A 13,965-nucleotide genomic window follows, 5' to 3' on the forward strand; every position below is an offset into this window, starting at 1 on the left:
GGGAAACCGCCGTGTGATCTCCCAGTGCCTGCCCCGAGCCGGCGGACCTGACACCGCCGCCGGCCCGGGGAGGTCACTCTCCCCCGGCCGCTCCCGAGACGACGAAAAGCCGCGACCTCGCCGGGGCAGGCGGTCGCGGCTTTCGATTCGGCGCGCTCGGCTAAGCGCCGACGGCCAAGGGGTTGATGTCCTTCCAGACCTCGATCATCGCGCGGCGCTCGCGGGGAGCCGTGGCGCCCCAGATGCCGTGGCGGTCGCGGGCTTCCAGCGCCCGCACCAGGCACGGCGTGCGCACGGGGCAGGACGAGCAGATCGCGAGCGCCTGCTCGATGGGCTCCCGGGGTTCGGGGTACATGACGTCGGGCTCGGCCTCGGCGCAGTTGCCTTGACGGAGCCAGTCGTCACCGCTCATCCGGTAGGCGCCTCTGATGATCTCGTTGCGGTATTCGGCGGCATCGAGCAGCCGGGGGTCTCTCCGGGCTCGAGCCACCTCATCGGGGCGGATTCGCCGCATTGCTGCCTCCCAATTTCCCTTCCGTCGCGGACCCTCCCCGCGCGATTGCCTCGACGCGGGAAGCGGTTCCCTTCAGCCTGCGACGGCTTGTACACGAAAGACCGACGACATGGGGTACAGATACCAACGAACAGCAGTAGTGACCGAGTTCACAGTCCGGGAAGCGTGGAGGGGCCTTCCTCATCGACCGGTTCGATCAGCTCGGGGCCCTCGTTGCCGGCGCGGCCCACCGCGCGGCCGACCTTCCGGATCTCCAGCTCCTCCGGCAGCGACGGGGAGGGACCGGCGAGCAGCTCGGCCTCCTCGGCGTCCTCCTCCCCCAACCAGGCGGCGAACCGCTCGGGAGGCAGGACGTACGGCATCCGGTCGTGGATGGTCGCCATCGCCTCGCCCATGGCCGGACACGTCAGGACGGTGAAGGTGAGCAGGTTGTCCTCCTCCCGCTTCCAGCTCTCCCAGAGGCCGGCGAAGACGACGCCGCCCGGCCGGGTGAAGAAGTAGGGCTGCTTGCCGCCGCCGGGGAGCTTGCGCCACTCGTACCAGCCGTCGGCCGGCACGAGCGCGCGTTTCGCGGCGAACGGGCGCTTGTAGGCGCGCGAGGTCGCGACGGTCTCGATGCGCGCGTTGAACATGCGCGTGCCGATGCCCGGGTCGGAGGCCCAGGGCGGCACCAGGCCCCAGCGTGCCAGTTCGACGACCCGGTCGTCGCGGGACTTCGAGCGGCGCACCACGGGTGCGAGCGCCGTGGGCGCGATGTTGTAGCGAGGGTCCCACCTCGGCGGCGCTTGCGAGCCGTCAGTTCCATCCGCCCCGGCGATGAGGTCCTCGGCGTCGAAGAGCGCGGCCATGCTCGGGCTCGATTTCGTGTTGGCGTACCTTCCGCACATGATCACACCGTAACCCCGGGCACCGACATTCCGGCTCCTCCATTGCCGACACCGGCGCGACCGGCGACGCCCGGACCGCCGACGCCGGAGGCGGCCCGCCCGCGCCACCCCGGTGCGCCGACGGTCCGGCCCCTCGCCTGCGGGCCTCTAGAATGGCGACGTGAACGCAACCGCCGCTCCCAAGAAGCGCCGCTGGGAGGCCCCGTACGCGGAGGCCGAGCTCGACGCCGTCGTCCGCGTGCCCGGCTCGAAGTCGATGACCGCCCGCGCCCTCGTCCTCGCCGCACTCGCGTCCGGCCCCTCCACGATCCGGCGGCCGCTCATCGCGCGCGACACGCTCCTCATGGTCGAAGGGCTCCGGTCCATCGGCGTCGACGTGGACACCGCCGACGACGAGCGGTGGACCGTCGCACCCGGCGCGTTCAAGGGCGGCACCGAGGTCGACTGCGGCCTCGCCGGGACCGTCATGCGGTTCCTGCCGCCCGTGGCGGCGCTCGCCGACGGCCCGGTCGCCTTCGACGGCGACCCGCACGCCCGCAAGCGCCCCAACGACGGCGTCATCAAGGCCCTGCGGGACCTCGGCGTGGCGATCGAGGACGGCGGACGCCTCGCGCTGCCGTTCACCGTCAACGCCGCCGGCCGCGTCGAAGGCGGCGAGCTCGCCGTCGACGCCTCGAAGACCTCGCAGCTCGTGAGCGCGCTGCTCATGGCCGCGCCCCGCTTCGAGCAGGGCCTGGACCTGCGCCACGTCGGCGACCGGCCGGTGCCCAGCCGCCCCTACCTCGACATGGTCGTCCAGATGCTCCGCGAGGCCGGGGCCGAGGTGGACGACAGCGAGCCGAACCGCTGGCGGGTCGCGCCCGGCGAACTGCAGGGGCGCGAGTGGGTCATCGAACCCGACCTCCAGAACGCCGCGCCGTTCCTCATCGCGGCCGTCGCCGTCGGCGGGCGGGTCACCGTCGAAGGCTGGCCGACCGAGACCACGCAGGCCGGCGACAGGATCCGCGACCTCCTGACGCAGCTGGGCTCCCGGGTCGAGTGGAGCCGCGGCGGCCTCACCGTCGTCGGCTCGCCGCGGCCGATCCCCGCCGAACTCGACCTCGCCGACGCCTCCGAGCTGACGCCCTCGCTGGCGGCCCTGTTCGGCGTCAACCGCGGGCCGTTCACCATCCGGGGCGTCGCGCACATCCGCGGCCACGAGACCGACCGGATCTCGGCCCTGGTCACCGAGCTGCGCAAGATCGGCGCCGACGTCGAGGAGTTCGAGGACGGCTTCCGCGTCAACAAGGGCGGCGCCACCACCGGCACCTGGAAGACCTACGCCGACCACCGCATGGCCCACGCGGGCGCGGTCGCGGGGCTCGTGATCCCGCGCCTCCGACTCGACGACGTGGCGTGCGTGTCCAAGACCTGGCCCGACTTCGCCTCGGTCTGGGAGCGGACGATCTTCGGCCGCGGCAATGCGGAAGGAGCTGAGGCTTAGTGCCGCAACCGGACTGGGACCCCGACGACACGGATCTCGACGAGGACGGGGACTGGGACGAGGACGACGTCAGAGTCCGGCCCACCCGCCGCTCCCGGCCGCGCACCAAGATCCGCCCCAAGCACGAGCACGCCCGCGAGGGCTTCGTGACCGCCGTCGACCGCGGCCGGTACACCTGCCAGGTCGAAGGCGCGCCCGTCACGGCCATGAAGGCCCGTGAGCTCGGCAAGCAGTCCATCGTGGTCGGCGACCGCGCCGCGCTCGTGGGCGACCTCTCGGGAAACCCCGGGACGCTCGCGCGGATCGTCAGGATCGAACCGCGCCACGGCGAGCTGCGCCGCTCGGCCGACGACGAGAACGCGAGCGAGCGCGTGGTCGTCGCGAACGTGGACCAGCTCGTCGTCGTCGCCAGCCTGGTCGACCCGCCGCTGCGCTACGGGTTCGTGGACCGGTGCCTCGTGGCCGCCTACGACGCCGCCGTGGCGCCGGTGCTGTGCCTGACCAAGCACGACCTCGCGCCCGAACTGGTCGACGAGGTCCGCTCGTACTACTCCCAGCTCGATCTGACGATCGTGACCACCGAGCCGGACGCGCCGCTGGACGAACTCCGGGCGTTGCTGCGCGGCAAGGAGAACGTGTTCTTCGGCCACTCCGGCGTCGGGAAGTCCACGCTCGTCAACCGCCTCGTCCCCGGAGCCGGTCGCGCCGTCGCCGAGGTCCGCGCCATCGGCAAGGGCTCGCACACCTCCACCAGCACCGTCTCGTTCGAGTTGCCCGGCGGCGGCTGGGTCATCGACACCCCCGGCGTCCGGTCCTTCGGGCTCGCGCACGTCACCGCCGACTCGATCCTCAAGGCGTTCCCCGAGTTGAAGGCGGTCGCGGAGGACTGCCCGCGGGGGTGCACGCACACCCCCGAGATCGGCGACTGCGCCCTGGACGCGGCGATCGGACCGGACGACCCCCGGGCGGGCCGCCTGGCCTCGTTCCGGCGCGTCCTGGCCTCCCTCCACGAGGCCGACACCAAGAACTGACGGCGTTCGTCCGCTCCTCGCCTCGCTGGTCGTGGGCCCGTTCCGGGCCTCAGTAGGATGTCGGCATGCCCACCTCCAGCTACAACGACGATCTCGGCCTCGCGCACCTGCTCGCGGACAGCGCCGCCCAGATCGGCACCAGCCGGTTCCGGTCCTCTGACCTGCGGATCTCGACCAAGCCGGACATGACCGAGGTCTCCGACGCGGACACCACCATCGAAGAGGTGCTGCGCTCCACGCTCGGGCGCGCGCGGCCGCGCGACGGGATCTACGGGGAGGAGTTCGGCGACAACCCGGGGGCCTCGGGCCGCAAGTGGGTCATCGACCCGATCGACGCCACCCGCAACTACGTGCGCGGCGTGCCGATCTGGGCCACGCTCATCGCCCTGTTCGACCGGGGCGAGCCCGTCGTCGGCGTCGTGAGCGCCCCGGCGCTGGGGCGGCGCTGGTGGGCCATGAAGGGCGCGGGCGCCTGGGCGGGCCGCGACCAGCGCGGCGGCAAGCGGATCCAGGTCTCCAAGGTCGCGAAGCTCGCCGACGCGTCGGTCAGCTACTCCTCGATCACCGGCTGGACCAAGCTCGACCGCCAGGGCGCGATGCTCGCGCTCCTCCACGAGGCGTGGCGCGAGCGCGGTTTCGGCGACTTCTACTCGTACTGCCTGCTCGCCGAGGGGTGCGTGGACGTCGTCGCCGAACCCGAAGTGGCCCTGTGGGACCTGGCGCCGCTGGCGCTCATCGTGGAGGAGGCGGGCGGCACGTTCACCGACCTGCGGGGCCGTTCGGGCCCCGACGGCGGTTCGGCCCTGGCGACCAACGGCCTGCTGCACGAGCAGGCGCTGGAGCGCCTCAAGATCCGCGAGTCGTAGCCGTGCGGCAGGGCCCGGTCGGTCGACCGGGCCCTTTCGCTGCTGGTCGGGGGGCTATCGGCGCTGGGCGAGGAAGTCCAGGTGCTCGCGGCGGACGTGGACGCCGCCGCCTTCGTGCTTGTTCCACGGCCACACCGTGATCCGCTTCTCGCCCTGCCAGCGGTTGTAGGCCGCGAAGACGGTGGAGGGCGGGCAGATGTCGTCCATCAGGCCGACCGAGTAGAGCGCGGGCGCGGTGCCGCGGGCGGCGAAGTGGAGGCCGTCGAAGTAGTTCAGCGTGCCGAACACGACGTCCTCGCGGAGGCGCTGACCCGCGAGGAACTCGACGATCTCCTGGTAGGGGAAGGCATCGGTGATGGTCACGGCGCGGCGGAAGTGGGTCAGGAACGGCACGTCGACGATCGCGCCCGCGAGGTCGTCGCGCAGGCCGCCGACGGCCTGGGCGATGCCCCCGCCCTGGCTGCCACCCGCGACGACGATGCGGTCGGGGTCGATCCCCTCGAGCCCCTTGGCGGCGTCGACGGCGCGGTAGGCGTCGGTGAACACGCGCCGGTAGTAGTAGTGCTCGGGGGATTCGATGCCCTGGGTCATCCAGCCCTTGTTGGTGGGACCGGTGGTGCCGTACGGGTCGCCGGTGTCCCCGGGCTGCCAGTTGCCGTAGCCCTGGCCGCGGGTGTCCATGACGAAGTGGGCCCAGCCGGCGGCGGGGACCATGGTGTGCACCCAAGGATAGGAGCGGCCGCCGGAGTAGCCGATGTACTCGACCACGCAGGGCAGGGGGCCCTCGACGCCCTTGGGCTTGACGAGCCAGGCCTTGATGGGGTGACCGCCGAACCCCGCGAAGGTGACGTCGTGGACGTCCACGGTGACCAGGCCGGCGTCGTACGGTTCGAGCCGCACGTCGAGGTCGTGGGCGGCGGACTCGGTGAGGGTCCGCTTCCAGAACTCGTCGAAGTCGGCCGGTTCGGGGACGTCGGGCCGGTACTCGCGGAGCTGGTCCAGGGGGAGGTCGAAAAGAGCCATGGAGCGTTTGTAGCACGACCCAACGAAGAACACCACAGCAACCGCTTTCCCTCCCGTCTCGCGGTACGGGCCATCCCGCCAGTACCACCGGTTGCCAAGCGCCCGACCTGGCCGGGAACTCGCCGTTCACCCCGTTTGTTTCTATTTCGGTCCAAACTCTTGCAAACGCTGTCCGATCGGGTCTACCGTCACATGCACGAACTTATCGATGCACATAAATATGTGCATTCCCGGAAGGATCATCAACATGGAACAGGTCTTCGACAGCCGGCACTCGCGCCGCCGTCTCTTCACCGCCGCAGGGGCCGTCGCACTCGGCGCGGCCGCCGCGCCCTTCGCCGGGGACCTCCCGGCCGCCCACGCGCAGTCGGGCAGCCCGGTCGGGTGGGCCACGCAGAACGGCGGCACCACCGGCGGCTCCGGCGGAAGCACGACGACCGTCTCGTCGGCCTCGGCCTTCGCCTCCGCCGTCAGCGGCGACGCGCGCAAGATCGTCCGCGTCAGCGGCGCCATCCAGCTCTCGGGCATGGTCAGGGTCGGCTCGAACACCACGATCATCGGCAACTCGGGAGCCGTCTTCACCAGCGGCGGCCTCACCCTCCGCACCGTCTCCAACGTCATCATCCAGAACATGCGCTTCCGCGGCTACTCCGACGACGGCATCAACGTCGAGGAGCGCTCGCGGAACATCTGGATCGACCACAACACGTTCGAGGCCGGCAACGACGGCGCCTGCGACATCAAACGCGAGTCGGACTTCATCACCGTCTCCTGGAACCGGTTCGACGGCACCGACAAGACCTGCCTGCTCGGCCACAGCGACGGCCACACCGCCGACCGCGGCAAGCTGCGGGTCTCCTACCACCACAACTACTTCAACGGCACCACCCAGCGCACCCCCCGCGTGCGCTTCGCCGAGCCCGTCCACGTCTACAACAACTACTACGCCAACGTCCGCTCCTACTGCATCGCGACCACGATGGACGCCGGCGTCATCAACGAGGGCAACTACTTCGAGAACTGCAACCGGACCGTCGACATCGGGCAGGGCTCCTCGGGCCCCGGCCGGATCGTGTCGCGCAACAACCACCTCGTCAACTCCCCCGCCCCCACGAGCCGCGGCTCGGTCTCGGGCGTGCCCTACGGCTTCCAGCTGGACACGCCGTCGCAGGTCAAGTCCATCGTGACCGGCGGCGCCGGCGCTCGCTGACCACGGATCCCGGCACCGTCCAGGGGCGGCCGCCGGGAGGCCGCGGCCTCCCGGCGGCCGCCCCACGCGCACCGTCCGGCCCTTGTAGGAAAATCCGGCAAGTGCTTGCACGGGGATTTGTCAATCGGTTACCCTCCATAAATCGATGTGTATCGATGTTATCGATCTCCCCCTCTCTCGGAAGGACTCCCCGCATGGAGAGCAACCACCTCGGCGGCAAGCACACCCGCCGCGGATTCTGGAAAGTCGTCGGTCTGACCGCAGCCGTCCCCGTGGCGGCCTCGGCGGGCCTGTGGGCCGCCTCCCCGGCACAGGCGCTCACCCCGGGCACCTGGTACTACCTCAAGTCCCGACACTCCGGCCTCGTCCTCGACGTGCTCGACCTGAGCACCGCCAACGGCGCGGAGATCATCCAGTACAACCAGACCAACGCGAACAACCAGCAGTTCAGGTTCATCGACAGCGGCGACGGCTACTACCGCGTCCAGGCCCGGCACTCCAACAAAGTGCTCGACGTCTGGGAGTGGAACCCCGACAACGGCGCCACCATCGCCCAGTACGACGACCTCAACGCCACCAACCAGCAGTGGCGGGTGACCGAGTCCGGCGGCTACGCCACACTCGTCAACCGCTTCTCGGGCAAGGCCCTCGACGTGTGGGAGTGGTCGACCTCGGCCGGCTCGCGCATCTCGCAGTACGACCCGACCGGCGAGCCGAACCAGCAGTGGCAGCTCGTCCCGGCCAGTGGCGGCGGAGGCGGCCAGACCGGCCTGGTCGGCTGGGCGACCCAGAACGGCGGCACCACCGGCGGCGGCAACGCCGCCCCCCAGACGGTCACCTCGGCCTCGGCCCTGGTCTCGGCCATGAGCGGCAACACGGCCAAGGTCATCCGCGTCAGCGGCACCATCAACCTGTCCGGCATGAACGACGTCGGCTCCAACACCACGATCATCGGCAACGCCGGCGCGCGGATCACCGGCGGCGGTCTCGACATCGACGGCGTCAGCAACGTCATCGTCCAGAACCTCACGTTCGACAACTGGTCGGACGACGCGATCAACATCCAGGACGGGTCGACCCGCATCTGGATCGACCACAACACCTTCGGGACCGGCCACGACGGCGCCTGCGACGTCAAGCGCGGCTCGGACTTCGTCACGGTCTCCTGGAACCGGTTCAACGGCACCGACAAGACCTGCCTGCTCGGCCACTCCGACTCGAACGGGAGCCAGGACCGGGGCCACCTGAGGGTGACCTACCACCACAACTACTTCAACGGCACCAACCAGCGCACCCCGCGCGTCCGCTTCGGCAACCCGGTGCACGTCTACAACAACTACTACCGGAACATCGGCTCGTACTGCGTGGCGACCACGCAGGAGGCCGGGGTCATCGTCGAAGGCAACTACTTCGAGAACTGCAACCGCACGGTCGACCTCGGACAGGGGTCCTCGCCGGCCGGCAGCGTCGTCTCCCGCAACAACCACGTCGTGAACTCGCCGAACCCGGTCTCCAGCGGGTCGGTCGGGAGCGTCCCGTACAGCTTCCAGATGGACACGCCCTCGCAGGTCGCCTCGATCGTCAGCGGCGGCGCGGGCGCCCGCTGAGCGCGTGAACGGGCCTCCGCGTTCGCGGAGGCCCGTTCGCGTTCAGATCCAGGGGAGGGCGTTCGCCCAGAACGGCTCAGGCCCAGGGCAGGCCGAGTTCGCTGAAGAGTCGGCCCTGCCTCGCCGCGTCCTCGACGGCCTGGTCGGCGCCTTTTAGGATGGTCACCGGGTCGTCGCCGACCCGCTCCAGGTGCGAGGCGTCCACCAGGCGCGGGATCGGGTCGTTGAGGACCCGTTCGAGGAAGCCGGTGAAGGTCTTCGCGCGGCGCAGGCCCGAGATGAGGCCGACGCCGCGGCGGCGGTGGGCCAGGAGGTTCTCGAGGAGGTCCGTGCGGCCGTACTGCGTGGGCTCGGCCTCGCCGGGCAGGCGGAGGCGGTCGGTCGGGTACTCGAACCAGGCCTCCCCCTCGGTGCCCTTGACGTAGATGTCGCCTTCGATCTTGCGGTCGCCGCAGAGGGTGACGGCGACGGTGATCCGGACGCCGTTCCGGTTCGTGGCGCGCCACACCGCGGTGTCGTCCACTTCGATCTCCTCGCGGCAGCGCAGCCGCTCCAGCTCGATCGCCCCGTCGAGGGGCCAGTCCCCCGCCAGGGCGATCGCCTCCTGGGAGGCGTGCGCGAAGGGGTTGGCGAGCGCACCGTCGGCGACGAGGACGCCGTTCACCTCCCGCTTTCCCGCCCAAGGGGACCGGCGGTAGTACGAGTCGGGGCGGCGCCAGGACCCGGCGACGCTGACGGCCTGGATGTCGCCGAGCCGCCCGTCCTCGACGGCGTCGCGCAGCGTGTTGAACGCGTGCGAGCCGAGGGCCTGGAAGCCGACCTGGACGTTGCGGCCGGTCTCGGTCATGACGTCGTAGAGCGCGGCGTACTCCTCCAGGTTCGCGACCGGGGGCTTCTCCAGGTAGACGTCGCAGCCGTGGCGCATCGCGTCGCCGGCGATGGGCAGGTGGGTCGGCGGCGGGGTCGCGATGATCACCACGTCCGGGTCGGTGGCGTCGAGCATCGCCCGGTAGTCGTCGAAGACGGGGATGTCGCCGATCGGCGCCGAGGCGTCCTCGTGGATCCGGGCGGTGTCGCACATGCCGACGAACGCGATCTCGCCGCCGCGGCGGCGGGGTTCGAGATTGCGGCGGTGGTGCAGGCCGTAGCCGTTGGCGCCCACAAGGGCGATGCGGGGGATGCTCTCTGTCACAGGTGCTCCAGGGTGGTGGCGACGCCGTGCCGGTCGAGTTCGCGCAGCCATTTGGCGGCGGCCCGGCGCAGCTGGTGGTCGTCGGCGACGGGTTCGGGGACGATCTGTCGGAAGCCGAGGATAGCGTCGATGCGCGCGGCGGGGTCCGGCCCGGCGGCGGCGAGGCGCCGGCGGATGACGTCCCCCAGCGGGTCGTCGAGGGGCAGTTCGGCTCCGGCGTCGCTGCGTCCGGAGCAGAAGCGGGTCCAGGCCGCGAGCGGCAGCGCGATGAGGTCGCGGGCGACGTCGGCGTCGGCGAGGTCGGCGATGGTGGCGAACAGGCGCTGCGGGAGCTTCTGCGAGCCGTCCATGGCGATCTGGAGGCACCGGTGGCGGATGCCGGGATTGGCGAAGCGTTCGAGGACGTCCTCGCCGTAGGCCACGGTGTCCTGCCCGTCCGGCGGGGCGAAGCTCGGCGCGATCTGCTCGCTGATGAGCCACCGCGCGAAGTCCTCCGCGCCGGGGAGGGCCAGGGTCTCGCTGATCGTCTCGACGTCGGCGAGGGCGCCGAGGTAGGCGAGGGCGGAGTGGACGCCGTTGAGGGTGCGCAGCTTCAGACGCTCCCATCCGGCGACGTCGTTGGTGAAGGTGGCGTTCCAGTCGGGCCGGGGCCCGGCGAAGTCGTCTTCGATGACCCACTGGCTGAACGGCTCGGCTTCGACGGCGGCGAGGTCGGTGACGCCGAGTCCGGCGAGCGCGCGGTCGTAGGTGGCCGTCGTGGAGGCCGGGACGATCCGGTCGACCATGCTCGAGGGGAAGGTCACGTGCTCGTCGGCCCACGCGCGGGTGGCCGGGTCGAGGAGGGGTTCGACGGCCGCGCGGGTGGTCTTGCCGTTGTCGGGCAGGTTGTCGCAGCACAGGATCGTGAGCGGCGGGCCGCCCCGGGCGGCGCGGCGCGCGAGGCCTGCGGCGAGGAGCCCGGGGACGCCCTCGGGGTCGCGGTAGGCCTTCTCGGTGACCGTGAGCGTGACGACGTGGGTGGTGTCGGCGGCGATCAGGTCGAGGGCGCGCTCGCGTTCGGTCGCGATGTGGAGGGTGTCGACGATGGCGCCGACGACCCGCATGGACGCCCCCTCGGGACCGAGGGTGGCGACCGAGAAGAGGCCGTCCTGCGCGGCGAGGGCGTCGATGACGTCGCGCGAGCGGGGCGCGGCGACGGTGATGCCCCAGTCGGTGTCGTCGGTGTAGACGGCCTGATGGGCCCGGTGGAACGCTCCCGCTCCGATGTGGAGGACGCCGGCGTTCCCGGGGCGGTCCCCGGGGACGCGCACGTCCCCGGGGAGCCGCTTCAGGAGATCGTTGTTCAGGACCTCGCTCATGAACGCAGCCACGCGGGGCCGTCGGGGAACGAGAACTCGGCGATGGACTCGTCCTTGAGCGTCACCGAGTAACCCGGCTGGGTCGGCACCCGGTAGCGGCCGTCGACCACGGTGACGGGGTCGGTGTAGTGCTCGTGCAGGTGGTCGACGTACTCAATCATGCGGCCCTCCAAGGTCTTGCCCACTCGAAGGTATTCGAACATGCCCAGGTGCTGCACGTACTCGCACAGGCCCACGCCGCCGGAGTGCGGGCAGACGTCGACGCCGTGCTTGGCGGCCATGAGCAGGGTCGCGAGGACCTCGGGGATCCCGCCGACGCGGCAGGCGTCGATCTGGCAGACGCGGATGGCCTCGGCCTGCAGGAGCTGCTTGAAGATGACGCGGTTGGCGGCGACCTCGCCGGTGGCGACCCGGATCGGGTTGACGGCCTTGGCGATCTTGGCGTGGCCGAGGATGTCGTCGGGGTGGGTGGGCTCCTCGATCCAGTACGGGTCGAAGGCCGCGAGCTGGCGCATGTTGGCGATCGCCTCGGGGACGGACCAGATCTGGTTGGCGTCCATCATGAGCAGGCGGTCGGGGCCGAGCACGTCGCGGATGATCCCGGCGCGGCGCACGTCGTCGGCGACGTCGGGCGAACCCACCTTCATCTTCGCGGCGGCCCAGCCGTCGGCGACGGCCTGCTCGGTGAGGGCGCGGACCTTGTCGTCGGAGTAGCCGAGCCAGCCCACGGAGGTCGTGTAGGCCGGGAAGCCGTCGGACTGGAGGACCTTGAGGCGGTCCTCGTAGCCGATGCGGCCCTCGTCCAGGATGGCCTCGGCCTCCGCGGGGGTGAGCTCGTCCTCGATGTGGCGGTAGTCGATCTGGGCGGCCAGTTCGGCGGAGTCCATCTCGGCGAGCAGCTGCCACATGGGCTTGCCCTCGAGCTTGGCGCGCAGGTCCCACACGGCGTTGACGATCGCGCCGACGGCCATGTGGGTGGCGCCCTTCTCGGGGCCGAGCCAGCGAATCTGCGGCTCCTGGACGATCGAGCGGGAGAACTCGACCGGGTTCGCGAAGATCTCCTCGATCGTCTTGCCCTCCACGAGGTGCGCGAATGCCTTGACCGCCTGGGCGACGATCTCGGTGCCGCGCCCGCCGGTGAAGGTGAAGCCGGTGCCGGTGGGGCCGCCGTCGGTGAACAGCTCGACGTAGCAGGCCGAGTAGTCGGCGCGGTTGATCGAGTCCGAGCCGTCGCCGGCGGTCGCGGTCGGGAACCGCACGTCGTGGACTTCGAGGCGTTCGATCCGGGTCGTCACTGGGCTTCCAATCCGTAGATCTTGCGAGGGAGGTTGTAGGCGAGGTCGACGGCCACTTCCCCGGCCTCGTCCTCGGTCATGCGGTGCTCGGCGACGAGCCGGGCGAGGAAGGCGGCGTCGATCCGGCGGGCCAGATCGTGCCGGGCCGGGATCGAGCAGAACGCTCGCGTGTCGTCCACGAACCCGGCCGTGTTGTAGAACCCGGCGGTCTCGTGCACGGCCTCCCTGAAGCGGCGCATGCCCTCCGGCGAGTCGAGGAACCACCACGGGGCGCCGAGGAACACCGAGGAGTACCCGCCTGCGAGGGGCGCGAGCTCACGGCTGAAGACCGTCTCGTCCAGGGTGTAGAGGACGATCCGGAAACGCGGGTGGTTGCCGAAGGCGTCCAGCAGGGGCTTGATGCCGCGCGTGTAGGTGTTGAGGTCCGGGATGTCGCCGCCGACATCGCGTCCCCAGCCTTCGTACAGCCACTGGTTGTGGTTGCGCCACGAACCGGGGTGCAGCTGCATGACCAGGCCGTCTTCGACGCTCATGCGCGCGAACTCCACCAGCATGAGCGCCGGGAAGAGCAGCATCTCCCTCTCGTCGGCTTCCCCGGCCAACGCTTTGCGGAAGACCTCGGCGGCCTTCTGAGGGTCGTCGACGGTCATCGCGGTTCGGTTGCCGTGGTCGGAGCAGGTGGCCCCGGCGGCGATGAAGTCCTGGCGGCGTCGGCGCAGGGCGGCGAGGAAGCCGTCGAAGGTGGAGGTGTCCTCCCCGGTCATCGCCCCGAGCTGCTCGACGCGTTCGCGCCAGCCGGGCCAGTCGGGCTCGACCAGGTTGTCCGGCCGGAAGGTCGTGACGACCTTGCCGCCCTTGCCTCCCCATCTGCGGCCGCCGTCGGCCGGGATCTCGGCCAGCGCCGCGTGCGGCTCCAGGGAGTCCACCGGGGACTCGGTGGTCGCGAGGACCTCGATGTTGAAGCGGTCGAACAGGGCTCGGGGCCGGTAGGCCGGTTCGGAGAGCCGCGCCGAGAGGTGGTCGTAGAACTCGTCGGCGGTGTCGGCGCCGAGGTCCTTGTAGATCCCGAAGACCTCCGCGAAGGTGTAGTCGAGCCACAGCTTCGAAGGGGTCCCGCGGAAGAGGTGGTAGTGCTCGGCGAAGCGGCGCCAGATGGTGCGGCCGTCGACTTCGGACGGCTCGCCCTTCGCCGAGGGGACGCCGAGCTGGTCGGGCGTGACGCCTTGGCTGTAGAGCATCCGGGTCAGGTAGTGGTCGGGGACGACGAACAGCCGGGCGGGGTCGGGGAACGGCTGGTTCTCCGACATGAGGCGGGGGTCGACGTGCCCGTGGGGGCTGACCAGCGGCAGGTCGGTGGTGCGCTGGTGGAGTTCGCGGGCGATCGCCCGGGTGCGCTCGTCGGCCGGGAAGAGCCGGTCGGGGTGCAGGTTCATCGGCGTTGACTCCGGTTGGGGCGAGGCGAACCGGTCAGGCGGGGTGACGGGTGCGGATTCATGGAG

General features: G+C 70.8%; 12 protein-coding genes. 5 read left to right on the plus strand and 7 right to left on the minus strand.

The window, feature by feature from the left end; genetic code table 11:
- Positions 1-160: 160 nt before the first annotated feature.
- Both K3N28_RS03910 and K3N28_RS03915 read right to left on the minus strand, forming a co-directional pair.
- The gene (locus K3N28_RS03910; protein ID WP_228091161.1) at positions 161-514 is read right to left on the minus strand and encodes a WhiB family transcriptional regulator; all 354 of its coding nucleotides are present in this window, start codon (positions 512-514) and stop codon (positions 161-163) included.
- Between the two features lie 149 nt (positions 515-663).
- Positions 664-1,401 (minus strand): SOS response-associated peptidase, encoded by a 738-nt coding sequence (locus K3N28_RS03915; RefSeq protein ID WP_228091162.1) that lies wholly within the window; start codon positions 1,399-1,401, stop codon positions 664-666.
- Positions 1,402-1,561: 160 nt separating this feature from the next.
- On the opposite strand from K3N28_RS03915, the gene aroA reads away from it, so the two are divergent.
- The 3 genes from aroA to hisN all read left to right on the plus strand — a co-directional run bounded on the left by aroA (position 1,562) and on the right by hisN (position 4,781).
- Positions 1,562-2,884, plus strand: a complete 1,323-nt coding sequence (aroA, locus tag K3N28_RS03920) for a 3-phosphoshikimate 1-carboxyvinyltransferase (protein ID WP_228091163.1) — start codon at positions 1,562-1,564, stop codon at positions 2,882-2,884.
- Positions 2,884-3,915: a ribosome small subunit-dependent GTPase A gene (rsgA, locus tag K3N28_RS03925; RefSeq protein ID WP_228091164.1), complete on the plus strand. Its 1,032-nt coding sequence runs from the start codon at positions 2,884-2,886 to the stop codon at positions 3,913-3,915. Before aroA ends, rsgA begins: the two co-directional genes overlap by 1 nt.
- Positions 3,916-3,980: 65 nt before the next feature.
- Positions 3,981-4,781 carry a histidinol-phosphatase gene (gene hisN, locus K3N28_RS03930; RefSeq protein WP_228091165.1) on the plus strand — a complete coding sequence of 267 codons (801 nt, stop codon included), beginning with the start codon at positions 3,981-3,983 and terminating at the stop codon, positions 4,779-4,781.
- A 54-nt stretch (positions 4,782-4,835) separates the two neighbouring features.
- Here hisN and K3N28_RS03935 read toward each other — a convergent pair whose 3' ends face one another.
- Complete coding sequence (locus K3N28_RS03935) at positions 4,836-5,804, minus strand: acetylxylan esterase (RefSeq protein ID WP_228091166.1); 969 nt, start codon at positions 5,802-5,804, stop codon at positions 4,836-4,838.
- Between the two features lie 247 nt (positions 5,805-6,051).
- Between K3N28_RS03935 and K3N28_RS03940 the strand changes: the two genes are divergently transcribed.
- Both K3N28_RS03940 and K3N28_RS03945 read left to right on the plus strand, forming a co-directional pair.
- Entirely contained in the window at positions 6,052-7,014 is a 963-nt protein-coding gene (locus K3N28_RS03940) for a polysaccharide lyase family 1 protein (RefSeq protein ID WP_228091167.1), read from the plus strand.
- Positions 7,015-7,208: 194 nt separating this feature from the next.
- Positions 7,209-8,621 (plus strand): RICIN domain-containing protein, encoded by a 1,413-nt coding sequence (locus K3N28_RS03945; protein ID WP_228091168.1) that lies wholly within the window; start codon positions 7,209-7,211, stop codon positions 8,619-8,621.
- Between the two features lie 76 nt (positions 8,622-8,697).
- Here the strand turns inward: K3N28_RS03945 and K3N28_RS03950 are convergent, their stop codons facing one another.
- From K3N28_RS03950 to uxaC, 4 genes are read right to left on the minus strand one after another with little or no spacing between them, the layout of a single operon-like run.
- Positions 8,698-9,813 (minus strand): Gfo/Idh/MocA family protein, encoded by a 1,116-nt coding sequence (locus K3N28_RS03950; protein WP_228091169.1) that lies wholly within the window; start codon positions 9,811-9,813, stop codon positions 8,698-8,700.
- Complete coding sequence (locus K3N28_RS03955; RefSeq protein ID WP_228091170.1) at positions 9,810-11,171, minus strand: mannitol dehydrogenase family protein; 1,362 nt, start codon at positions 11,169-11,171, stop codon at positions 9,810-9,812. Before K3N28_RS03955 ends, K3N28_RS03950 begins: the two co-directional genes overlap by 4 nt.
- Positions 11,168-12,466 (minus strand): enolase C-terminal domain-like protein, encoded by a 1,299-nt coding sequence (locus K3N28_RS03960; protein WP_228091171.1) that lies wholly within the window; start codon positions 12,464-12,466, stop codon positions 11,168-11,170. The genes K3N28_RS03955 and K3N28_RS03960 overlap by 4 nt, the downstream gene beginning before the upstream one ends.
- On the minus strand, positions 12,463-13,899 hold the full coding sequence (gene uxaC / locus K3N28_RS03965; RefSeq protein ID WP_228091172.1) for a glucuronate isomerase: 1,437 nt from the start codon (positions 13,897-13,899) through the stop codon (positions 12,463-12,465). The genes K3N28_RS03960 and uxaC overlap by 4 nt, the downstream gene beginning before the upstream one ends.
- Between the last annotated feature and the right edge of the window lie 66 nt (positions 13,900-13,965).

Origin of the sequence: Glycomyces sp. TRM65418 (assembly GCF_019710475.1) — a bacterium.
Taxonomy (GTDB): Bacteria; Actinomycetota; Actinomycetes; order Mycobacteriales; family Micromonosporaceae; genus Glycomyces.